The sequence below is a fragment of the Prochlorococcus marinus str. MIT 0919 genome (assembly GCF_027359375.1).
In the GTDB taxonomy this organism is placed as follows: domain Bacteria; phylum Cyanobacteriota; class Cyanobacteriia; order PCC-6307; family Cyanobiaceae; genus Prochlorococcus_D.
This window is the reverse complement of the sequence record NZ_CP114779.1, coordinates 916,483-937,762: the sequence shown is the minus strand read 5'-3', so window position 1 is coordinate 937,762 and position 21,280 is coordinate 916,483. Positions and strand designations below refer to the sequence as shown.

The 21,280-nt window shown below is 39.6% G+C and carries 19 protein-coding genes; 15 read left to right on the top strand and 4 right to left on the bottom strand.

Going from position 1 to position 21,280, the window contains the following annotated elements:
- Positions 1-55 precede the first annotated feature (55 nt).
- The 13 genes from O5635_RS05270 to O5635_RS05210 all read left to right on the top strand — a co-directional run bounded on the left by O5635_RS05270 (position 56) and on the right by O5635_RS05210 (position 16,919).
- Positions 56-841: a TatD family hydrolase gene (locus O5635_RS05270; protein WP_036900577.1), complete on the top strand. Its 786-nt coding sequence runs from the start codon at positions 56-58 to the stop codon at positions 839-841.
- Positions 842-1,123: 282 nt separating this feature from the next.
- Positions 1,124-4,414: a DNA-directed RNA polymerase subunit beta gene (gene rpoB / locus O5635_RS05265; RefSeq protein ID WP_036900576.1), complete on the top strand. Its 3,291-nt coding sequence runs from the start codon at positions 1,124-1,126 to the stop codon at positions 4,412-4,414.
- Positions 4,415-4,463: 49 nt separating this feature from the next.
- Positions 4,464-6,368, top strand: coding sequence for a DNA-directed RNA polymerase subunit gamma (locus tag O5635_RS05260; RefSeq protein WP_036900575.1), 1,905 nt, complete (start codon positions 4,464-4,466; stop codon positions 6,366-6,368).
- Positions 6,369-6,417: 49 nt separating this feature from the next.
- Positions 6,418-10,515, top strand: a complete 4,098-nt coding sequence (locus O5635_RS05255) for a DNA-directed RNA polymerase subunit beta' (RefSeq protein WP_036900574.1) — start codon at positions 6,418-6,420, stop codon at positions 10,513-10,515.
- A gap of 64 nt (positions 10,516-10,579) precedes the next feature.
- Entirely contained in the window at positions 10,580-10,732 is a 153-nt protein-coding gene (locus O5635_RS05250; protein WP_036900573.1) for a high light inducible protein, read from the top strand.
- Positions 10,729-11,799 carry a 23S rRNA (adenine(2503)-C(2))-methyltransferase RlmN gene (rlmN, locus tag O5635_RS05245; RefSeq protein ID WP_152557253.1) on the top strand — a complete coding sequence of 357 codons (1,071 nt, stop codon included), beginning with the start codon at positions 10,729-10,731 and terminating at the stop codon, positions 11,797-11,799. Before O5635_RS05250 ends, rlmN begins: the two co-directional genes overlap by 4 nt.
- A 44-nt stretch (positions 11,800-11,843) precedes the next feature.
- A complete protein-coding gene (locus O5635_RS05240; RefSeq protein ID WP_036900571.1) occupies positions 11,844-13,607 on the top strand; it encodes a sodium:solute symporter family protein in 1,764 nt (587 codons plus the stop codon).
- Positions 13,608-13,658: 51 nt separating this feature from the next.
- Positions 13,659-13,784, top strand: a complete 126-nt coding sequence (locus O5635_RS05235) for a hypothetical protein (protein ID WP_269607137.1) — start codon at positions 13,659-13,661, stop codon at positions 13,782-13,784.
- Positions 13,785-13,810: 26 nt separating this feature from the next.
- On the top strand, positions 13,811-14,620 hold the full coding sequence (locus O5635_RS05230; RefSeq protein ID WP_036900570.1) for a HEAT repeat domain-containing protein: 810 nt from the start codon (positions 13,811-13,813) through the stop codon (positions 14,618-14,620).
- Between the two features lie 88 nt (positions 14,621-14,708).
- Positions 14,709-14,912, top strand: coding sequence for a DUF2997 domain-containing protein (locus O5635_RS05225; RefSeq protein WP_036900568.1), 204 nt, complete (start codon positions 14,709-14,711; stop codon positions 14,910-14,912).
- A complete protein-coding gene (locus O5635_RS05220) occupies positions 14,912-15,304 on the top strand; it encodes a DUF1257 domain-containing protein (RefSeq protein WP_269607136.1) in 393 nt (130 codons plus the stop codon). Before O5635_RS05225 ends, O5635_RS05220 begins: the two co-directional genes overlap by 1 nt.
- A gap of 9 nt (positions 15,305-15,313) precedes the next feature.
- Entirely contained in the window at positions 15,314-15,700 is a 387-nt protein-coding gene (locus tag O5635_RS05215; protein ID WP_036900564.1) for a ferredoxin, read from the top strand.
- 13 nt (positions 15,701-15,713) lie between these two features.
- Complete coding sequence (locus O5635_RS05210) at positions 15,714-16,919, top strand: aldo/keto reductase (protein WP_036900562.1); 1,206 nt, start codon at positions 15,714-15,716, stop codon at positions 16,917-16,919.
- Here the strand turns inward: O5635_RS05210 and rsmG are convergent.
- On the bottom strand, positions 16,908-17,648 hold the full coding sequence (rsmG, locus tag O5635_RS05205; RefSeq protein ID WP_036900560.1) for a 16S rRNA (guanine(527)-N(7))-methyltransferase RsmG: 741 nt from the start codon (positions 17,646-17,648) through the stop codon (positions 16,908-16,910). The two genes, O5635_RS05210 and rsmG, sit on opposite strands and share 12 nt — an antisense overlap.
- 56 nt (positions 17,649-17,704) lie before the next feature.
- Here rsmG and O5635_RS05200 point away from each other — a divergent pair, with 56 nt between their 5' ends.
- Both O5635_RS05200 and O5635_RS05195 read left to right on the top strand, forming a co-directional pair.
- Positions 17,705-18,211 (top strand): DnaJ domain-containing protein, encoded by a 507-nt coding sequence (locus O5635_RS05200; RefSeq protein ID WP_081934251.1) that lies wholly within the window; start codon positions 17,705-17,707, stop codon positions 18,209-18,211.
- Positions 18,189-18,455, top strand: a complete 267-nt coding sequence (locus tag O5635_RS05195) for a DUF3143 domain-containing protein (RefSeq protein WP_036900559.1) — start codon at positions 18,189-18,191, stop codon at positions 18,453-18,455. The genes O5635_RS05200 and O5635_RS05195 overlap by 23 nt, the downstream gene beginning before the upstream one ends.
- Positions 18,456-18,463: 8 nt before the next feature.
- Here O5635_RS05195 and bioA read toward each other — a convergent pair whose 3' ends face one another.
- The 3 genes from bioA to O5635_RS05180 all read right to left on the bottom strand — a co-directional run bounded on the left by bioA (position 18,464) and on the right by O5635_RS05180 (position 21,279).
- Entirely contained in the window at positions 18,464-19,735 is a 1,272-nt protein-coding gene (bioA, locus tag O5635_RS05190) for an adenosylmethionine--8-amino-7-oxononanoate transaminase (protein WP_036900557.1), read from the bottom strand.
- A 138-nt stretch (positions 19,736-19,873) separates the two neighbouring features.
- Entirely contained in the window at positions 19,874-20,524 is a 651-nt protein-coding gene (gene bioD / locus O5635_RS05185) for a dethiobiotin synthase (protein WP_036901037.1), read from the bottom strand.
- Positions 20,521-21,279 carry a methyltransferase domain-containing protein gene (locus O5635_RS05180; RefSeq protein ID WP_036900555.1) on the bottom strand — a complete coding sequence of 253 codons (759 nt, stop codon included), beginning with the start codon at positions 21,277-21,279 and terminating at the stop codon, positions 20,521-20,523. Before O5635_RS05180 ends, bioD begins: the two co-directional genes overlap by 4 nt.
- Between the last annotated feature and the right edge of the window lies 1 nt (position 21,280).

Here is a 21,280-nt window from a genome sequence, read left to right as displayed (position 1 = left end):
CTCCACCCTTTATCCTTGTTTGGATAGAGAAAAATGAAAATAAAGCTTTCAGTAAATGACTAATTACTCTTTTATAGATAGCCATTGTCACCTTATATTTAAGAATTTTGAGAAAGACTTGGATGAGGTTTCAGAAAGGTGGAGAAATGCCGGAGTTACGAACCTTATTCATGCTTGTGTAGAAACTGCTGAGATCCCAGCAATTCGTGCATTGGCTGATCGTTTCCCAGAGTTAAATTACTCAGTAGGTGTTCATCCGCTTGACACGAAATCTTGGAGTGATAAAAGCATCAATGTTCTGCGCAAAGCTGCAATTGATGACCCTAGAGTCGTAGCTATTGGAGAACTGGGATTAGATCTTTTTAGAGATAAAAATCTTCAGGAACAGTTAAATATACTGCGACCTCAATTGCTTTTAGCTAATGAATTAGATTTGCCCGTAATCATTCACTGTAGAGACTCTGCTGACCCAATGATCACCTTGCTTTCTGAATTAAAAGATTCTGATAAGTGCCCAAGAGGAGTAATGCATTGTTGGGCTGGGAGCTCCACAGAGATGGCAAGTTTTGTAGATCTAGGTTTTTACATTAGTTTTAGTGGATTGGTAACTTTCCCTAAAGCCCAAGAAACTCATGATTGTGCTCGAAGAGTACCTCAAGATCGATTTTTAATTGAAACAGATTGCCCTTTCTTAGCACCTGTTCCTTGGAGAGGGAAACGCAATGAACCGGCCTATGTTGCAGAGGTGGCTAAAAAGCTCGCTGAACTAAGAGAGGAAACCCTGATATCGATCGCAAATCAAAGTACTGCTAATGCTAAGAAATTGTTTAATTTGCTCTAATACAGATTTTTAGTGGATAAAAAAATCATCCAAGTGTAATATCTAGAATTGTCCTGGTCTTGGTGCAGGTTTACTGTGCCTTTTTTAGAAAAGAATGGTCCTCCTTTTCAGAGGTTTGTCGAATTTCGCAATTTTCAACCGCGTTTACTGAGTCATTGATGTCAATTAGCTCCCTCATTTTGTGAAGGAGTACATGGGTACTTTTGCTCTTTGATTAACCGGCTTGAAGACCAAACTTTTCAGTCCAGCTATCAATTCACCCTATTAACCGCAGGTTCTCGCATGAGTAGAAGCGCGATTCAGGTCGCTAAGACCGCTACACACCTGCCTGATCTGGTTGAGGTGCAGCGAGCAAGTTTTAAGTGGTTTTTGGAAAAAGGCTTAATTGAGGAGTTGGAGAACTTCTCCCCGATAACTGATTACACTGGCAAGCTAGAGCTTCATTTCATAGGCAGTGAATATCGCTTAAAGCGACCTCGTCATGATGTAGAAGAAGCTAAGAAAAGAGATGCAACTTTTGCTTCTCAGATGTATGTCACTTGTCGTCTAATTAATAAGGAAACAGGCGAAATAAAAGAGCAAGAAGTTTTTATAGGTGAATTGCCATTGATGACTGAAAGAGGAACTTTTATTATTAATGGAGCAGAGCGAGTAATTGTTAATCAAATAGTTAGAAGCCCAGGAGTTTATTTTAAAGATGAGCAGGATAAGAATGGTCGAAGAACTTACAATGCAAGTGTTATTCCAAACCGTGGTGCATGGTTGAAATTTGAAACAGACAAGAATGATCTACTACATGTAAGAGTTGATAAAACTAGAAAGATAAATGCTCATGTCTTAATGAGGGCAATGGGTCTTTCAGATAATGATGTTATAGATAAATTACGACATCCTGAATATTATAAGAAATCTATAGAGGCAGCTGATGAAGAAGGTATTAGTTCAGAAGATCAAGCTTTGCTTGAACTTTATAAAAAGTTAAGACCAGGCGAGCCGCCTTCGGTAAGTGGGGGACAACAACTTTTGCAAAGCAGATTCTTTGATGCTAAGCGTTATGATTTAGGTAGAGTAGGAAGATATAAAATTAATAAGAAATTAAGACTAACTATTCCAAACTCAGTTAGAACACTTACTCATGAAGATGTTCTATCAACAATTGATTATTTAATTAATCTTGAGCTTGATGTAGGCGGTGCTACATTAGATGATATAGATCATCTTGGTAATCGTAGAGTTAGATCTGTAGGAGAGTTATTACAGAATCAAGTTCGGGTTGGATTAAATCGTTTAGAAAGAATAATTAAGGAAAGAATGACTGTTGGAGAGACTGATTCTTTAACTCCAGCACAATTAGTAAACCCTAAGCCTTTGGTAGCGGCTGTTAAAGAATTTTTTGGTTCAAGTCAATTGAGTCAGTTCATGGACCAAACTAATCCTTTGGCTGAGTTGACACATAAAAGGCGTATTTCGGCATTAGGGCCAGGGGGACTAACTCGAGAAAGAGCAGGATTTGCAGTTAGAGATATTCATCCTTCCCATTACGGAAGACTTTGCCCAATTGAGACTCCAGAGGGTCCCAATGCTGGTTTGATAAATTCCCTCGCTACCCATGCAAGAGTTAATGATTATGGTTTTATTGAAACACCTTTTTGGAAGGTAGAACAAGGAAGAGTAATTAAAGAAGGTAAGCCAATCTATTTATCTGCTGACTTAGAAGATGAGTGCAGAGTTGCGCCTGGGGATGTTGCTACTGATAAGGAAGGAATGATTCTTGCAGATTTAATTCCAGTGAGATATAGACAGGATTTTGAAAAAGTACCACCAGAGCAAGTGGATTATGTTCAACTTTCACCTGTTCAAGTTATTTCTGTTGCCACATCTTTAATTCCATTCCTAGAGCATGATGATGCTAATAGGGCGTTAATGGGATCAAATATGCAGCGCCAAGCTGTTCCTCTTTTACGTCCAGAACGTCCTTTGGTGGGGACTGGATTAGAAACGCAAGTTGCAAGAGATTCTGGGATGGTTCCTATATCTCAAGTAAACGGAAAAGTTACTTATGTTGATGCTAATTCTATAGTCGTAACGGATGAGGAAGGGATTGAGCACGTCCATTATTTGCAGAAATACCAGCGTTCTAACCAAGATACTTGCTTAAACCAAAGACCAATAGTTAATAATGGTGATCAGGTTATCATTGGGCAGGTATTGGCTGACGGTTCGGCATGTGAGGGGGGTGAAATAGCTTTAGGACAAAATGTTTTGATTGCTTATATGCCTTGGGAAGGATATAACTACGAAGATGCAATTTTGGTTAGTGAAAGATTAGTCAAAGATGATCTTTACACCTCTGTTCATATAGAAAAGTATGAGATTGAAGCTAGGCAAACGAAGTTAGGACCTGAGGAAATCACAAGAGAGATCCCTAATATTGCTGAAGAAAGCCTGGGTAATCTTGATGAAATGGGTATTATTAGAATCGGTGCATTTGTAGAGAGTGGAGATATTCTTGTAGGCAAAGTAACTCCTAAGGGTGAGTCTGATCAGCCTCCTGAGGAAAAGCTTTTAAGAGCTATTTTTGGTGAAAAAGCTAGGGATGTAAGAGATAACTCTTTGCGTGTTCCTAGTACCGAGAGAGGACGCGTGGTTGACGTAAGAATCTATACAAGAGAACAAGGTGATGAACTGCCTCCTGGTGCAAATATGGTTGTACGTGTTTATGTTGCTCAGCGAAGGAAAATACAAGTAGGCGATAAAATGGCTGGCAGGCATGGGAACAAAGGAATTATTAGCCGGATACTTCCTAGAGAAGATATGCCTTATTTACCCGATGGGACTCCTGTAGACATTGTTTTGAATCCTTTAGGCGTCCCTAGTCGTATGAATGTTGGTCAGGTCTTTGAGCTTTTAATGGGTTGGGCAGCGTCTAATTTGGATTGCAGAGTCAAAGTAGTTCCCTTCGATGAAATGTATGGTGCTGAAAAGTCTTATCAGACTGTTACCGCTTATTTAAAAGAAGCTGCTAGTCAGCCAGGGAAAGATTGGGTATATAACCCTGAAGATCCAGGAAAACTACTATTAAGAGATGGAAGAACAGGTGAGCCTTTTGATCAGCCAGTTGCTGTTGGGTATTCTCATTTTCTTAAATTAGTTCACTTAGTAGATGACAAAATACATGCTCGTTCTACTGGTCCTTACTCATTGGTTACTCAGCAACCTTTGGGTGGAAAGGCTCAGCAAGGTGGGCAGCGTCTTGGAGAGATGGAAGTATGGGCTTTAGAGGCTTACGGCGCAGCTTATACATTGCAAGAATTGTTGACAGTAAAATCCGATGACATGCAAGGTAGGAATGAAGCCTTAAATGCCATTGTTAAAGGCAAGCCAATACCTAGACCAGGTACACCGGAATCTTTCAAGGTATTAATGCGTGAATTGCAATCTCTAGGTCTTGATATTGGGGTTTATACAGATGAAGGGAAAGAAGTTGATTTGATGCAAGATGTTAACCCACGCCGAAGTACTCCTAGCAGGCCTACTTATGAATCATTGGGATCAGATTATCAAGAAGAATAATTGTTTTAAAAATTTTCTTCTACTTATTAATTAACATTTTTATACTCTCATGACTAACAGCAACCTTCGAACAGAAAATCATTTTGATTATGTCAAAATCACCTTGGCTTCGCCTGAAAGAGTAATGTCTTGGGGGCAAAGGACTTTGCCTAATGGTCAAGTTGTTGGTGAAGTAACTAAACCAGAAACTATTAATTACCGAACTTTAAAGCCAGAAATGGATGGGCTTTTTTGTGAAAAAATATTTGGTCCTTCAAAAGATTGGGAATGTCATTGCGGTAAATATAAGAGAGTTAGACACCGTGGAATTGTATGTGAAAGATGTGGTGTTGAAGTTACCGAGAGCAGAGTGCGGCGTCATAGGATGGGGTTTATTAAACTGGCCACCCCTGTATCTCATGTTTGGTATTTAAAAGGAATTCCAAGTTATGTTGCGATTTTGCTTGATATGCCTCTCAGAGATGTTGAGCAGATTGTTTATTTTAATTGTTATGTTGTTTTGGATATAGGGGATCATAAGGATCTTAAGTATAAGCAACTGTTAACGGAAGATGAATGGTTGGAAATTGAGGATGAAATCTATGCAGAAGATTCAACAATAGAGAATGAACCAGTTGTTGGAATAGGAGCAGAAGCTTTACAGCAACTTCTCGAAGATCTTGATCTTAATGAGATAGCGGAAACCCTTAGAGAAGAAATCACTGGTAGTAAAGGGCAAAAAAGGGCTAAATTAATTAAAAGGCTCAGAGTTATAGATAATTTTATTGCTACCAATGCTCGCCCTGAATGGATGGTTTTAGATGCAATTCCCGTTATTCCACCTGATTTGCGACCAATGGTTCAATTAGATGGAGGACGTTTTGCTACTTCTGATTTAAATGATTTATATAGACGAGTCATCAACAGGAATAATCGATTAGCGCGTTTGCAGGAAATATTAGCGCCTGAAATCATAGTCAGGAATGAGAAAAGAATGCTTCAAGAAGCCGTTGACGCTCTTGTTGACAATGGAAGAAGAGGTAGGACTGTTGTTGGAGCCAATAACCGTGCTTTAAAGTCTTTAAGCGATATAATCGAGGGTAAGCAGGGACGTTTCAGGCAAAATTTATTAGGTAAGCGTGTTGATTACTCAGGAAGGTCAGTAATAGTTGTTGGACCAAAGTTAAAAATGCATCAATGTGGTTTGCCAAAAGAAATGGCAATAGAGCTCTTTCAGCCTTTTGTTATTCATCGACTCATTCGCCAGAATATTGTCAATAACATTAAGGCTGCTAAAAAACTTATCCAGAGAGCTGATGATGAGGTTATGCAAGTTTTGCAAGAAGTGATAGATGGGCATCCAATTTTGTTAAACAGAGCACCAACTTTGCACAGACTTGGAATTCAAGCTTTTGAACCTAAATTAGTTGATGGCAGAGCTATTCAGCTTCACCCATTAGTTTGTCCTGCTTTTAATGCTGACTTTGATGGTGACCAAATGGCTGTTCATGTCCCTTTAGCAATTGAGTCGCAAACTGAGGCTCGGATGTTAATGCTTGCTAGTAATAACATTCTTTCACCAGCAACCGGAGAACCGATTGTGACCCCTTCTCAGGATATGGTTTTAGGTTCTTATTACTTGACAGCTATTCAGCCTGATGCACCGAAGCCTGAGTTTGGTAATCAATCAAAAACTTTTGCAGCACTAGAAGATGTCATCAATGCTTTTGAAGATAGAAGAATTCATTTGCATGATTGGGTATGGGTCAGATTTAATGGTGAAGTTGAGGATGACGATGAGAATATAGAGCCTACTCATTCTGAAAAACTGCAAGATGGAACTTCAATCCAACAATGGCCTTTAAAGCGTGACCGTTTAGATGAGAAAGGGGTTCTAATCAGTAGATTTGTCCTAACTACTGTTGGCCGTGTGGTCATGAATCATACGATTTTTGATGCTATAGCAACAGCTTGAATTCTTTTTAATCCATCTTCTCAATTAATCATTTAACTTAGTTATCACCATGACACCAACCTCTCCAAAATCCCGTAAAACTACAGGTAAGGGTAGAAAGGGCAGTAAGAAAAAGAACAAACGTGCAAATGAGATACCACCTCTTTCCAAAACGCCTCCTTCATTTAGGAATCGTGTAGTTGATAAGAAAGTTTTAAAACACTTAGTAGCCTGGGCCTATAAAAATCATGGAACTGCTGTAACCGCAGCAATGGCAGATAATTTAAAAGATTTAGGCTTCAAATATGCAACTCAAGCAGCCGTTTCTATTTCCGTAGATGATTTAAAAGTTCCAGAGGCTAAGCAAGACTTACTTGGAGAGGCAGAACAACAAATAACGGCTACTGAGGAATGTTATCGACTTGGAGAGATTACAGAGGTTGAGCGCCATACAAAGGTCATAGATACTTGGACTGAAACCAATGAGAGGCTTGTAGATGCTGTTAAAAAGAATTTCAATCAAAACGACCCTTTGAATTCCGTCTGGATGATGGCGAACTCTGGAGCTAGAGGAAATATGTCTCAGGTTAGACAGTTGGTTGGGATGAGGGGACTAATGGCAAACCCACAGGGAGAGATTATTGACTTGCCTATTCGTACAAATTTTAGAGAAGGTCTAACAGTTACAGAATATGTGATCTCATCTTATGGGGCTCGAAAAGGTCTTGTTGATACTGCTTTAAGGACTGCAGATTCAGGCTACTTGACCAGGCGATTAGTTGATGTTGCTCAGGATGTAATAGTTCGTGAAGAGGATTGTGGAACAAGTAGGTCAAAATTAGTGAAAGCTGAAGATGGGCGTTTTGGGAATAGATTAGTTGGACGTTTGACTGCAGAGCAGATTGATTCTGCAGATGGAGTTGTTATAGCTAAGAAAAATACAGCTATTGACCCAGAACTATCTAAACGAATTGAGGATGCGCGTATAGAAGGAGTGATGGTTAGATCACCTTTGACTTGTGAGGCTACTCGTTCAGTTTGTAGAAAGTGCTATGGATGGGCTCTTGCTCATAACCATCTGGTTGATTTAGGAGAAGCGGTAGGCATTATTGCAGCTCAGTCAATTGGTGAGCCTGGTACACAATTAACAATGAGAACATTCCATACAGGAGGTGTTTCCACTGCAGAAACTGGCGTTGTTCGATCTACTGTTGCAGGAAAAGTTGAATTTGGATCAAAGGCGCGTGTCCGTGGTTATAGAACACCTCATGGGGTAGAAGCACAGCAAGCCGAAGTAGACTTCACTTTGAAAGTAAAACCATCAGGTAGTGGTAAGACTCAAACAATAGAAATTTCAAATGGCTCACTGATTTTTGTTGATAATGGCCAAGAGATAGCTTCTGATGTAACGGTTGCTCAAATTGCTGCTGGAGCAGTTAAAAAGAGTGTTGAGAAAGCAACAAAAGATGTTATTTGTGACCTAGCTGGCCAGGTTCGTTACGAGAGTGTTATCCAACCAAAAGAAGTCACCGATAGACAAGGGAATATCACTCTTAAAGCTCAACGGCTTGGTCGTCTTTGGGTATTAGCTGGAGATGTGTATAACCTGCCTCCAAATGCACGTCCAGTTGTCGAAAGAAATGTCGAGGTTAAATGTGGACAAGTCTTGGCTGAAGCAAGTCAGGCAAGTGAATTTGGTGGTCAGATACGTTTACGAGATTCAATAGGTGATTCGCGGGAAGTGCAAATTGTCACTACATCTATGACACTCGATGATTTTAAATTATTAGAAGAGTCGACTCACTCAGGAGAGATATGGAATCTTGAAGCTCAAGATGGCACAAAATATCGTTTAAACACGGCCCCTGGCAGCAAAATTAGTAGTGGTGAAGTGATCGCTGAGCTGGCAGATGATCGGTTCCGCACAAAAACTGGTGGATTGGTCAAATATGCACCTGGGCTGGCAATTAAAAAGGCAAGATCAGCCAAAAATGGCTTTGAAGTTAGTAATGGTGGAACCCTAATTTGGATCCCTCAAGAAACACATGAAATTAACAAGGATATTTCGTTGTTGATGATTAAGGACCGTCAATGGATTGAAGCAGGTACAGAAGTTGTTAAAGATATTTTTAGCCAAACTGCTGGCATAGTCACTGTTACTCAGAAAAATGATATCCTTCGGGAAATTATTGTTCGTAGTGGAGAATTTCACCTTTGCAATGAATCTAAAGCTTTAGAGCGATTTGAAGATGAAGGGCAGATGGTTAATCCTGGAGAAACCATTGCCAAAGGACTTAAAGCAGAGTTTATGTGTCTTGTTCAAACTGTTGAATCTAAAGAGGGTAAAGGACTTTTATTACGACCCGTCGAGGAATATACAATTCCTGATGAGGCTCAATTGCCTGAACTTTCCCATGTCAAGCAAGAGAAAGGACCTCACTTAGGTCTTAAAGCTACACAGAGACTTGCTTTTAAAGATGGGGAATTAATTAAGTCTGTAGAAGGAGTTGAGTTGTTGAAAACACAATTGATCCTTGAGACATTCGAAACAACTCCTCAGATGACGGTTGACGTTGAAGTCTTACCAGACAAAAAAGCGAAGACAATTGATCGATTGAAGTTGGTTATTTTAGAAAGTATTTTGGTTAGACGAGACACAATGTCTGATTCAAGTCACGGTTCGACTCACACTGAACTTCAAGTGAAGGATAATCAGATTGTCAATGCAAGGGATGTAGTAGCAACAACTCAGATTTTGTGCAAAGAAGAGGGAGTTGTACAATTGCCTCAGACTGCGGAAGGGGACCCTATTCGTCGACTTATTGTTGAACGAGTAGAAGACACTACAGTCTTAACTGCTAAAAATTCACCTCTTCTTAAAGTTGGTCAAAGAGTCGTTGATGGGGAGCTCCTTTCAGAGGGAGAACCAATCCAATGCTGTGGAGAAGTCGAAAATGTCAAAGGGAATAAGGTTACTCTCCGATTAGGAAGGCCTTATATGGTCTCCCCAGATTCAGTGTTGCATGTTCGTGACGGAGATTTAGTACAGCGTGGTGATGGATTGGCATTGTTAGTTTTTGAAAGGCAAAAGACTGGAGATATTGTTCAAGGTTTACCTCGAATTGAAGAGCTATTAGAAGCTAGAAGGCCAAGAGATTCAGCTGTGTTATGTAAGAAGCAAGGCGTTGTCGAGATCAAGCAAGAAGATGACGAATCAATAGTTTTGAAAGTTATAGAGAGTGATGACTCCTTGTCTGAATATCCAATACTGCTTGGAAAGAATGTAATGGTAAGTAATGGACAGTCAGTTAATGCAGGCGAATCTTTGACAGATGGACCAATTAATCCTCACGAACTTCTTGAGTGTTATTTCGGAGATTTTAGAGATAGAAAGCCACTTATGGAAGCAGCTCAAGAAGCAATTGCAAAACTTCAGCACCGATTAGTTAATGAAGTTCAGAACGTCTACAAATCTCAAGGGGTTTCTATTGATGATAAACATATCGAGGTAATAGTACGCCAAATGACCAGTAAGGTACGAATAGAAGATGCTGGCGACACTACTCTTTTACCTGGGGAACTAATTGAGATTAGACAAGTTGAAGATACTAATCAGGCTATATCCGTCACTGGTGGTGCGCCTGCAGAATTCACACCAGTTCTTTTAGGTATTACTAAGGCCTCATTGAATACGGATAGCTTTATTTCTGCTGCTTCATTCCAAGAGACGACTAGGGTACTTACAGAAGCTGCGATTGAAGGTAAGTCTGATTGGTTAAGAGGCTTAAAAGAGAATGTGATTATTGGCCGACTTATTCCAGCAGGTACAGGTTTTAGTGGATTTGTCGAAGAATTAAAAGCAGAGGCAGGACCTCATCCAGATATTCTGGCCGAAGATCCTGCAGGCTATAGAAGGATTCAAAATTTAAGACCTGATTATACGGTTGATATGCCTGCATCAGCTGCTGTAAGTTCTACGTCAGTACTAGATGACCCTAGTGATGAAGATCTAGAAGCCACAAGAAGTAGGCATGGTATAGATCCTACTGCGAGTAATTTTGCTGCATTTGTAAGACCTGATGGAGAAGATCAAACACAGGAAGATCAGATGCCAGATCCAGCAGCATTAGAGGGACTTCAAGAAGAGGGCTTACTTTCAGATGAGTAAGAAAATTGAATAGGCATTAAAACTATGTTTTAACCTTAACTTAATTGTAGCTATCACAAATTAAATGCTTAAACCAAAACTAATTCCAAAAAGGACTTTGCCTAAATATGGTTTTCATGGACATACCGAGAAATTAAATGGTCGGTTGGCAATGATAGGATTCATTGCTTTGATTATATTAGAAGTTAAATTGGGACATGGTTTATTAGTAAGGTGATTGCTTCAGTATCAAAAGCAGAAAAGATTGTTTTACTAGGCAGAAATATTAGTCAGCTTGAGAAGCTTGCAAAGGATCATGGAGAGTCAACTTATAGAGGACGTCAATTGCATGAATTTGTGTATGGAAAGGGTGTAAAAAGTATAGAAGATATTTTTGTTTTACCAAAGTCATGGCGTAATTCTCTAAACAATCAAGGTTTTCAAATAGGACGTCTTAGAGAAATTAAACGGTTGGAAGCAAATGATCAAACAATAAAATTATTACTTGGAACTACTGATGGAGAAATTATTGAAACTGTTGGTATTCCTACAAAGAATCGTTTGACTATTTGTGTTTCCAGTCAAGTTGGTTGTCCTATGGGATGTAAATTTTGTGCTACTGGGAAAGGAGGTTTACAACGTTCTTTGGAAGTCAATGAAATTGTTGATCAAGTTCTGAGTACTAGAGAAGCATTTCAGCGACGAGCTTCCCATGTTGTTTTTATGGGGATGGGGGAACCTTTATTGAATATTGAATCTGTTTTGGATTCAATTAGTTGTATGAATACTGATTTGGGTATTGGCCAACGTCGTATTACTCTCAGCACGGTTGGTGTGCAAGGCACTCTTTCTCAGTTAGCTGAATTAGCTTTAGAACGTTTAGGTCGTGTGCAATTTACGCTCGCGGTCAGCCTTCATGCGCCAAACCAAAAACTGCGTGAAATGTTAATACCTTCTGCTAAGTCGTACCCGATTAGAGACTTACTTGATGATTGCAAGCATTATTTCTCTGTTACTGGGAGGAGAGTAAGTTTTGAATACATTTTATTAGGAGAAATTAATGACCAGATTCAACATGCAGAAGAATTATCTGATCTCATAGGTGGCTTTCAGAGTCATGTGAACTTAATTGCCTATAACCCAATAGATGAGGAAGATTTTCAACGACCTTCACTTGCAAGAATAAGGAAATTTATGGAAGCTTTAAGAAATAGGGGAATTGCAGTAAGCCTTAGATCTAGTCGAGGGCTGGATAAGAATGCAGCCTGTGGTCAACTACGGCGACAACATGCGTCTTTGATTTAGCTTTTCTTAATCAAGCTTTACCTCATGGGTAATTAAACAAATTTATGGCATTCATTGATTGGTTAATTCTTTTTGGCTATTTAGTAATCACTTTAATATTGGGTGTAGGGCTTTCCCATAAAAATCGTTCTGATACTGATTATTTCGTTGCAGGCCGCAGTTTGACAGGGTGGCTAGCGGGTGCTTCGATGGCAGCGACTACTTTTTCAATTGATACTCCTCTTTATGTGGCTGGAGTTGTTGGGACTCGAGGACTCCCTGGTAATTGGGAATGGTGGAGTTTTGGCTTTGCTCATATCGCCATGACTATTGTCTTTGCTCCTTTGTGGAGGCGTACTGGTGTAATGACTGATGCGGCTTTTACAGAGCTGCGGTATGGGGGCTCCTCTGCAGCATGTTTGCGAGCTGTCAAGGCTTTTTTACTTGCTATACCAATTAATTGTATAGGCATTGGCTATGCATTCTTGGCTATACGTAAGGTTGCAGAAGCATTAGGAATAGTAGATGGTCATCTTGTATTTGGACCCATCAGTGACACTCTGCTTTTCCTTATTGCTGTAGCAACACTATTGCTTGTTTATACAGTTGTTGGAGGGTTATGGGCTGTTGTTGTTAATGACTTTATTCAATTGATTTTAGCTCTCATAGGTGCATTTGCACTTGCTTTTGTAGTGATTCATGCTTCAGGAGGGATGGGACAAATGCTATCTCAACTTAAAGATTTAGAAAGGCCCGAACTACTCTCGATTTTCCCTTGGAGATGGACAGAAAACCGTTTTGAATGGATTGGTGGAGCTGGTATGAGTGTCTCAACGTTTTCAGCATTTATTGCTTTGCAATGGTGGAGTTTTAGACGCAGTGATGGGGGAGGAGAGTTTGTTCAAAGATTGCTTGCCACTAAAGATGAGAAACAAGCAAAGTTTGCAGGATGGGTATTTCTAGTTGTCAATTATCTAGTGAGAAGTTGGTTGTGGATTATCGTTGCTCTTGGTGCGATTGTGCTTCTTCCAGCGCAACAGGACTGGGAGATGAGTTATCCCACGCTTGCAGTTCAATATCTGCCTCCAGCCATATTGGGGATAGTAGTTGTGTCACTGGTGGCAGCGTTTATGAGTACTGTGAGCACTTCAATTAATTGGGGAGCAAGTTACTTAACGCATGATCTTTATCAACGGTTTTTAAGACCATCAGCTCGGCCAAAAGAATTGCTTTTTTTAGGCCAAATAACTAGTTGCATGTTGCTTGCTTTAGGCATTCTTACCGCTTTAATAAGTGACAGTATCGGAACTATTTTTCGTTTAGTAATAGCTATTGGAACTGGTCCAGGAGTTGTGCTTGTCCTGAGGTGGTTGTGGTGGCGGGTTAATGCGATAGCCGAATTGGCAGCAATGATATCTGGTTTTGTTGTAGGACTTACAACATCCATAGTCCCAATTTTCAGGATAGAAGACTATGGCGTCAAACTGCTTTTTACAACTGGATTTACAGCAATTATTTGGTTAATGACGATGATGTTAACCCCCCCAGAATCAGATGAGGTTTTAGAAAAATTTGTAATCCAAGTTAAACCACCAGGACCTGGATGGAAGGTCTTACGAAGGAAGTTAAATGTTGAACCAGTTGATTCTCTAAAAGATTTATTTATAAGCTTTCTTATGAGTATTGGAATACTTTTTGGTGCTCTTTTTGCGTCAGGGTCTTTCTTGCTACATCAGGAAAGGGGAGGTTGGATTGGGTTAATAGTGTGTGGTTTTTGTCTTGTTTCTACCAATAGAAATCTATTTAGAAGAACTTTTTTTAAATTATAAGTTTGGATATTTCTAAGATTGAAGCAAAATGGTTGAAAATGTATTTCAATTGTGAGTTTTCTTCGTTCAACAATCTTGCCAATACTAATTGTAGGTCTATTTGCAGTGGCCTTCTTGGCCGTAAGTGCTCGGATTTGGCTTCCTGGTGACATGCTTGCTCCCGCACCAGTTGGTTGAGTTGCTAAGACTTTTAGAATGAATTTATGACTCAAGAGAATTTCAACTTGAATGATGATGGTCTTTTGAAAATGACCATTGATCCGGAAGTCCTTGCTAAAGAATTAGCAGCTGAACTTCAAGGGGATCCTTTGGATGATATTGATTTAGATGCTCTAGATTCAGATCAAGCAAAAGTTGCAAATGATTGTGAAGCAGGTCTTAAATGGTTGCAACAAGGTCATGAAGAACGTTTACAGGGATTAAGAGTGTTTTGCGAGCACAGAGATCCCAGGTCTTTGCCTTTGTTAGTACCTTTATTGTCAGAACCTTGTCCAGTGGAGAGGATGAGCGCTGTTTATGCCCTTGGTAGGAACCCTTCAGCTCGTGCAGTGAATATTCTTCTTGAACTCTTAGAGAAAGACGAGAATGCATATGTAAGGAAGGCTGCTGCATGGAGTTTGGGTAATTATTCAAATGCACCAGTCATGAAGCCTCTTATTAATTCTTTAAAAACAGATATAGCAGCTGTACGTTTATGGGCGGCTAGCTCTTTAGCTGAAGTTGGCTTAAGTTCTACTGCTAATGCCACTGAAGTTGTGACTGAGTTATTAATAAGCTTGAAGATTGATGATGAACCAGTTGTGCGAAGTAATTGTATTTGGTCACTTGGGAGATTATATGAACTAATTTCTGAAAACTTCAAGGTTGAATTCATGGATGCTTTAATTTTCTCTTTGCTTAATGATTCGGAAGCTTCTGTTAGAGATGAGGCTCGAGTTGTATTGGAGCAAATAGATACACCTGAGGTTCAGGCTCGAGTAAAATTGGCCCTTGAGGAAAGGAGTTTGTTTTGATTTGTGATTTTTAATATTTCGATGTTACAAATGAACTCACTACTTTGACCCATTTTATATAGCATTTAGTACCTTCATTTTCTGATGCATGCCTCAGCGCATTTTGCGATTTCGAATTCGTCAAGATGGCGTTGTTGAAGAATCGGTTGATGGAGTGGTTGGAAAGTCATGTAATCAGTTGACAGAGAGGATCGAGGCTGCAATTGGCAGCGTTGAAAATCGAGCTCTGAAAGCAGAGGCTTATCTTGAAGAAGAAGTTCAATCTCAGTCAATTTCACTAGAGATCTCCTGATGTCCCACTTCAGTACTGTCAAAACTCAGCTACGTAAAAGAGAGCCCTTGCTTCAAGCACTCCATAATCTTGGATATGTCCCGCAAGAGGGAGAACAGCTTGTTAGAGGCTATAGAGGCCAAACAGTGAAGGCTCAAATGTCAATTCAAATGCCTCATGGCGGTGATATAGGTTTTCGTTGGAATGAAACTTCAAAAGCTTATGAACTAGTAACAGATTTAGATCTTTGGAAACAGCAAATTCCCGTAGATAGGTTTTTAGCAAAATTAACTCAACAATATGCTTTAACAACAGTACTCACCGCAACAGCTGAAGAAGGATTTGAAGTAGCAGAAACAAAGAATAATGTTGATGGTTCAATTGAAATAGTTGTTACACGCTGGGACTCTTAAGCTTAACTCTTGACTAATAATTCTTCGATAGCTTTTGAGGTAAAGGTTTTCGAGGATCCCTCTATAAATGGTAGAGAACCCATCCTGGGAGGGAAGCTTCGCACAAAAGCTGTATGGGTTGATGAATCAACTTGTATAGGTTGTACTTATTGCAATTCAGTTGCGACTAATACATTTGCAATGGAAAGCATTATGGGGAGAGCAAGGGCTTTTCGTCAGGATGGAGATACTACAGAGGTTATTCAAGAGGCGATAGATACTTGCCCCGTAAATTGTATTCATTGGGTTAAATTTGAAGAACTAGATGATTTACGAGCAAAGTTGGAAGAAAATGGTGTACATCCCTTAGGAATGCTTCCAAAAATTTCAAGGCGGGTGCAGCCTTCGAGCAATTGATAGATTTTGATTAATGCAGATCAAAGTACCAACAAGACGTTTTGGACGTACTCAGATAAATATGCCAATCCTTTCTGTAGGTGGGATGCGTTTTCAGCAGAGCTGGACGGATTTATCGATTAATGCAATAGAAAATAAAAATCAATGGGAATTGGAGGCTGTATTAGAACATGCTAAGGCACATGGCTTGCACCATATAGAAACAGCTAGGCACTATGGAAGTTCTGAGCTTCAATTGGGTTTGGCAATGCAGAAAGTTGACGACTCAGAACGTATCATTCAAACAAAAATCCCACCGAGAGATGATGCTAGTGAATTTGAGCGAGAACTAGAGTTGAGTTTTCAGAAATTAAACTGTAAGAGGATTGATTTACTTGCTATACATGGTCTAAACCTTGATGAACATTTAGATCAGACAATCAGGCCTGGTGGATGCCTAGAGGTTGTTCGAAAATGGCAATCTAGAGGGTTAATAGGTCATGTTGGATTTTCGACGCATGCTGCGACGGACTTAATTATTAAAGCTATTGAGACTAACGAATTTGATTACGTAAACCTGCATTGGTATTTTATTTTTCAAGATAATGAACCTGCAATTAAAGCTGCTAATAAATTGGATTTAGGAGTATTTATTATTAGTCCTACTGATAAGGGTGGTCACCTACATTCACCATCTCCAGACCTTTTAAAATTATGTTCCCCATTGCATCCAATTGTCTTTAATGACCTTTTTTGTTTGCAAGATAAACGAATTCATACGATTAGCATAGGAGTAGATAGCCCTGCAAATTTTAAAAAGCATTTAGAAGCAGTTGATTTGCTAAATACATCTATGGAATTGATCCCAATAATTCAAAAACGTCTACTTTATGCTTCTAGAGTGGCATTGGGTAGCAAATGGCTTTCCACATGGAAAGTAGGCTTGCCAAGCTGGAATGAAACCCCAGGGGAAATTAATATACCTGTGCTGCTTTGGCTTTATAACCTTATGGAATCATGGGGGATGGAAAATTATGCTAAAACCCGTTACAGGTTGTTAGGTCAAGCTAATCATTGGTTTCCAGGAGCTAATGCTGACCATTTAGACCAAGAGGTTTGTGAAAATGATTTAAAAGAGGCTTTATATAGAAGTCCTTGGCAAGATGAAATTCCTAATTTGCTACGCAAATTAAAATATCATTTGGGAGGTGATTCTATAAAAAGATTATCAGGTACCTAACGGCCTTTTTGCTGGTATTCCAATTGATCTAGGGTAATTTAAAGGACATTTTTCTACACTCATGAGTGTGATTGCATGTCTAACTCCTTTCTCTTCAGGAAGATAAATGCTTTCTATATTTGTTATCTTTGCCTTTAAATGCTTGAGAGCGCTGTTTAGGTCGTTGTGATCACTTTGGCTCCACTGCCCTTTATATAGGATTGCTTCACCAGTTGATGTTAAAAGTGGAACTAGATATTCGGCTACGATAGGAGCGGACGATACGGCTCTGGCAACCGCTATATCATAAAATTCTCTACAGCAAGCATTTTGCCCTGTGATTTCTGCTCTTTCCGTTCTAATACGTACTCTTTCTCTTAATCCAAGTGAATCTACAATGGATTGAAGTACTTTTGTTTTTCGACTAGTTGAATCTACCAAAGTCAAATCCGCATATGGCAAAGCTATTGCAATTGCCAGCCCGGGGAAACCGCAACCTGTTCCGATGTCAACAATTTTTTTAGATGATGTTGTTTGCAATTCATTTTTTATAGGCCATAGACTATCAATAACTTGTGAGACCCAATAGTCACTTCCATAAAGAAGACGGGTTAGATTGATAGAATTATTCCATTCTTGTAAATGAGATTGCAGTTGAAGAAACTGTTGAAATTGCTTTGAGGATGGTACCCAGTTGATTGTATCCCAGATGAAGCAGGCTTTATTTGAGTAATTGTCCTTAATGGGCATAAATAAAATGCGATTTCATTTCATGCTTGTAAATTAAATATGTCATACATAAGGCTTTGATTCACTCTGGTAGCTATTACGAATTGTTGGGTGTTTCTCCATCAGCTGATCCTCAAACTTTGAGGAAGGCTTTTTATCGATTAAGTAAAGAGTTGCATCCTGATACTACTTTGTTACCAGTCGAAGAAGCAGCGCGAAAATTCCAAGAGGTATATAAGGCTTATGAATTGTTGTCAGATCCTAAACGAAGGGAAAATTATGACCGAATCCTTCGTCATGAAAACTTGGCACAAGTCAGTTCTACTAATTTCCCAGGATTGTTATCTAAGCTTTCTACTACGAAGAAATTCGAAACTTCCCCTCGGAGGAGCTTATCTGGTGGTGAGTTGCTTTCCTTATTTCTTTTGTGTGCAGCTCTTTTAATTAGTTTGTTCTTAGGTGTAGGGTTTGCTTTAGTTAATGGCCGGGAATTACAAGTTCATCCCAGCTGGCTTAGTACTCAAGAATCTTTGATTGTTATTACTCCTTTGAGACCTAGATATGCTCTCACTTCCCCCAGCTAAAACCCCTTTGAATCAACATTCTTTAGGAGCTTTAGAATTTTGGCTCTCTGAGCTTGGTGCTACAAAAAGTGAGGAAGACCCTTGCATTTGGTTTTGGGTCTTCGCGCAATGGTCAGCAGAGATAGAGGTTGGGCAAGATGAATTACGTGTAATTTGGATTAAAGGTGAGCAAAAAAGTCAATTTGGATTTCCTTATGGTCTTTCAAGGCAAGATGTGGAAGATGCCTTGAAGCAAGGACCATAAGATTTAACTTAGAGCTCCTCAAGACCTTTCTCGATAGTTGTATAACACTTTTCTAATTGTGAATCACTAATACAAAGCGGTGGGAGGAGGTATACAACATTACCAAGAGGTCTAATAAATACATCATGATCTAGTGCGTATTTTTTTAAGGCTTTCCCCGCAGCATTTAAATAGCCTCCTCTCCCGTTGGCTTTGATGTCAAAAGCAGCAATAGTCCCGGTAAGTCTGGGTTTTGTTACTTTTGGAGTAGAGACTAATTTCTGTAAATGAGGTAAGTGGCGTGATTCAAAGCTGGTGTAGGCCAAGGGAGTTTTTTCCAGAAGATCTAAACTTGCATTAGCAGCAGCACACCCTAAAGGGTTAGCTGTAAAACTATGGCCATGCCAAAATGTTAGACGTGGGTCTTCGCCTATAAATGTTTGAAAAATTTCCTCCTTCGCCATCGTGACCCCCATTGGCAAGAAACCACTAGTCAATCCTTTTGAAAGGCTCATGAGATCAGGTGATATATTTGCACGATGGGATGCAAATAAACTGCCACATCTACCAAACCCCGTCATTACTTCATCAGCTATAAGAAGTGCTTTTGATTCTTTGACAACTTTTTCAACTTTTTTTAGAAACTCTGCTCTCACCATTGCCATACCTCCAGCACCTTGTACTAAGGGTTCAAGAATTACGGCAGCAGTAGGTTTTTGTAATAGTCGTTCTAGAGATTCAATGACATTATTTTCTTTTTTTTCAACATCTGCATCTCCCCACCATGTCGCTGGCCATGGGACTCTGCTAACGGGGAATAGCTTATCTTCGAATGATTCATTAAATAAGTTACGCTCTCCAACTGCCATGGCTCCAAAAGTGTCGCCATGGTATGCGCCTTCAAAAGCAATGATTTGATGCCTTGGCTCATTTTTGTTTTGCCAATATTGGCAAGCGATCTTAAGAGCTACTTCAACAGCAGTTGAACCGTTATCAGAAAAAAACAATCTTTGGAGGCCGGTTAAATTTCCCAATCTTTTAGCCAGTCTTTCAGCTTGAGGATGCTTGAAATCAGCAAAAATGACTTGTTCTAGTTGCTTGGCTTGCTCGGCAATTGCATTTGCGACATATTTGTTTGAATGTCCGTGAAGTGTTACCCACCAACTACTTATCGCATCAATAACTGATGGCTGCCCCTCTAGTTCTAGGAGCGCATTTTTACCACTTAGTACTCGCCTCTGGGGTGTCGAAGATGCAATTTGTGTAAATGGTGGCCAGATGTTTTCATCCCAGCTAGTCATTGTTGAGTTAATTAGATTCTTAAGTTGATTTCAAGGGGCAGAGCAGTATGTTCCTAACCTTTTTAGAGTTATGTGAAGAGCTCTCTATTGATACTAGTAGTTCTTCAAATGTTTTTACCTCTTAATTATTAGCTAAAATTATTTCTCTAGCAGATTTCTAAGGCAAGTTCCAATATCTTGTCTGAGCCATTCTTTTTGAAGTACTTCTGGAGAGACGGTTTTGAATTGAGGTAATTCAGCGAGAACAGGGATATTGCCTAGTTGCTTTAAAGTTTTTGGGTTGTCTTCATGTGAAGGCCCATTGAGAACAAGACCTAAGATTGGAATGCTGCGCTTATTTAATGCCTCAATACTAAGCAATGTGTGATTCAGAGTCCCAAGCCCGCTCTTTGCAACCAGTACTATTGGTAAATCCCATTTTTTAATTTGATCAATTTGAAGTAATTGACGATTGAGAGGGACCATCAAGCCTCCTGCAGTTTCAATAATTAGGGGTTTGTTACTCAAAGGTAGTGTTAATTTGCTTTGGTGGATTAATTGATTTTCTTTTTCTGCAGCCCAATGAGGCGAAACGGGAGCTTTAAATTTATAGGCCTCTGGCAAATATCTTTCTTTAGGGAGGTTTAACAGATCGCATATTCTTTTAGTGTCCCCACCACCTTCTAGTCCACTTTGAATTGGTTTCCAATAAATACCTTCTAAACCCTGTACAAAGAGACTGCTAACTATTGTCTTCCCCACATCAGTTCCAGTGCCACAAATGATGAGATGAGGAGGCTTTGAATTCATTTTTGAGCCAAAAGTATTTGTACTAACCATGTGAGCTGTGGCTTATTAGAGTGGGTAGATTTTGGCCAATTATTATATAGCCTTCGCCAATGACTAATTTTAAGAGACTTCTTTGGGGTTGTGTGAGCTCCTACTTTTATTATTGGTTTTAATAATGAAGCAATTTCAACCTCTGTTTGAGTATACCTTTCTAATTCGTTAAATCGAATATTTTCGGTTGGGATAGCATTGGCTAGTGAAATGCTTGAAGGGAAGTTCATTGCGGTACAGATTACTTTCGCTGACTTTGCCGCAGCATGCCATTCTGGGAAGCACCCTTTGACTGGAAGAGCAATCGCTAGCCAACCGCCAGGTGCTAAAGCAGAGAACCATTGCTGAATTTTTACTCTGGGTTCGGTTAGCCAATGGAGTGCAAAGTTAGAGGCAATTAGATTTGGAGATCTTGATAAGTTTGTTGGTAGGCCTAATTCAAGATCCCACAGCTTTAGTTGCTTTTGAGGAGAATGTTGTTCAAGCATTTCCTTTGCTCCATCTACTCTAATAACTAATTGGCTAGGGTGTAAATCCTCTAAGATATCTGCTAATAAACCTGTCCCGGAACCCAGATCAAGCCAAATTCCTGGATTGATATTTTGATGTAAACATTGCTTCGCTAGCTTGTGTGCAAATATTTTTTGAATAACAGCAGATTGGTTGTAATTATCGGATGCCTCCTCAAAGTTTCTAATAATATTGCTATGCAAGTCTTTCCCCATT

Bases quoted from the DNA above. Each gene is read 5' to 3' on its own strand.
- O5635_RS05270 (WP_036900577.1), top strand. From the start codon at position 56: ATGACTAATTACTCTTTTATAGATAGCCATTGTCACCTTATATTTAAG.
- rpoB (WP_036900576.1), top strand. From the start codon at position 1,124: ATGAGTAGAAGCGCGATTCAGGTCGCTAAGACCGCTACACACCTGCCT.
- O5635_RS05260 (WP_036900575.1), top strand. From the start codon at position 4,464: ATGACTAACAGCAACCTTCGAACAGAAAATCATTTTGATTATGTCAAA.
- O5635_RS05255 (WP_036900574.1), top strand. From the start codon at position 6,418: ATGACACCAACCTCTCCAAAATCCCGTAAAACTACAGGTAAGGGTAGA.
- O5635_RS05250 (WP_036900573.1), top strand. From the start codon at position 10,580: ATGCTTAAACCAAAACTAATTCCAAAAAGGACTTTGCCTAAATATGGT.
- O5635_RS05240 (WP_036900571.1), top strand. From the start codon at position 11,844: ATGGCATTCATTGATTGGTTAATTCTTTTTGGCTATTTAGTAATCACT.
- O5635_RS05230 (WP_036900570.1), top strand. From the start codon at position 13,811: ATGACTCAAGAGAATTTCAACTTGAATGATGATGGTCTTTTGAAAATG.
- O5635_RS05225 (WP_036900568.1), top strand. From the start codon at position 14,709: ATGCCTCAGCGCATTTTGCGATTTCGAATTCGTCAAGATGGCGTTGTT.
- O5635_RS05220 (WP_269607136.1), top strand. From the start codon at position 14,912: ATGTCCCACTTCAGTACTGTCAAAACTCAGCTACGTAAAAGAGAGCCC.
- O5635_RS05210 (WP_036900562.1), top strand. From the start codon at position 15,714: ATGCAGATCAAAGTACCAACAAGACGTTTTGGACGTACTCAGATAAAT.
- rsmG (WP_036900560.1), bottom strand. From the start codon at position 17,648: ATGCCCATTAAGGACAATTACTCAAATAAAGCCTGCTTCATCTGGGAT.
- O5635_RS05195 (WP_036900559.1), top strand. From the start codon at position 18,189: ATGCTCTCACTTCCCCCAGCTAAAACCCCTTTGAATCAACATTCTTTA.
- bioA (WP_036900557.1), bottom strand. From the start codon at position 19,735: ATGACTAGCTGGGATGAAAACATCTGGCCACCATTTACACAAATTGCA.
- bioD (WP_036901037.1), bottom strand. From the start codon at position 20,524: ATGAATTCAAAGCCTCCTCATCTCATCATTTGTGGCACTGGAACTGAT.
- O5635_RS05180 (WP_036900555.1), bottom strand. From the start codon at position 21,279: ATGGGGAAAGACTTGCATAGCAATATTATTAGAAACTTTGAGGAGGCA.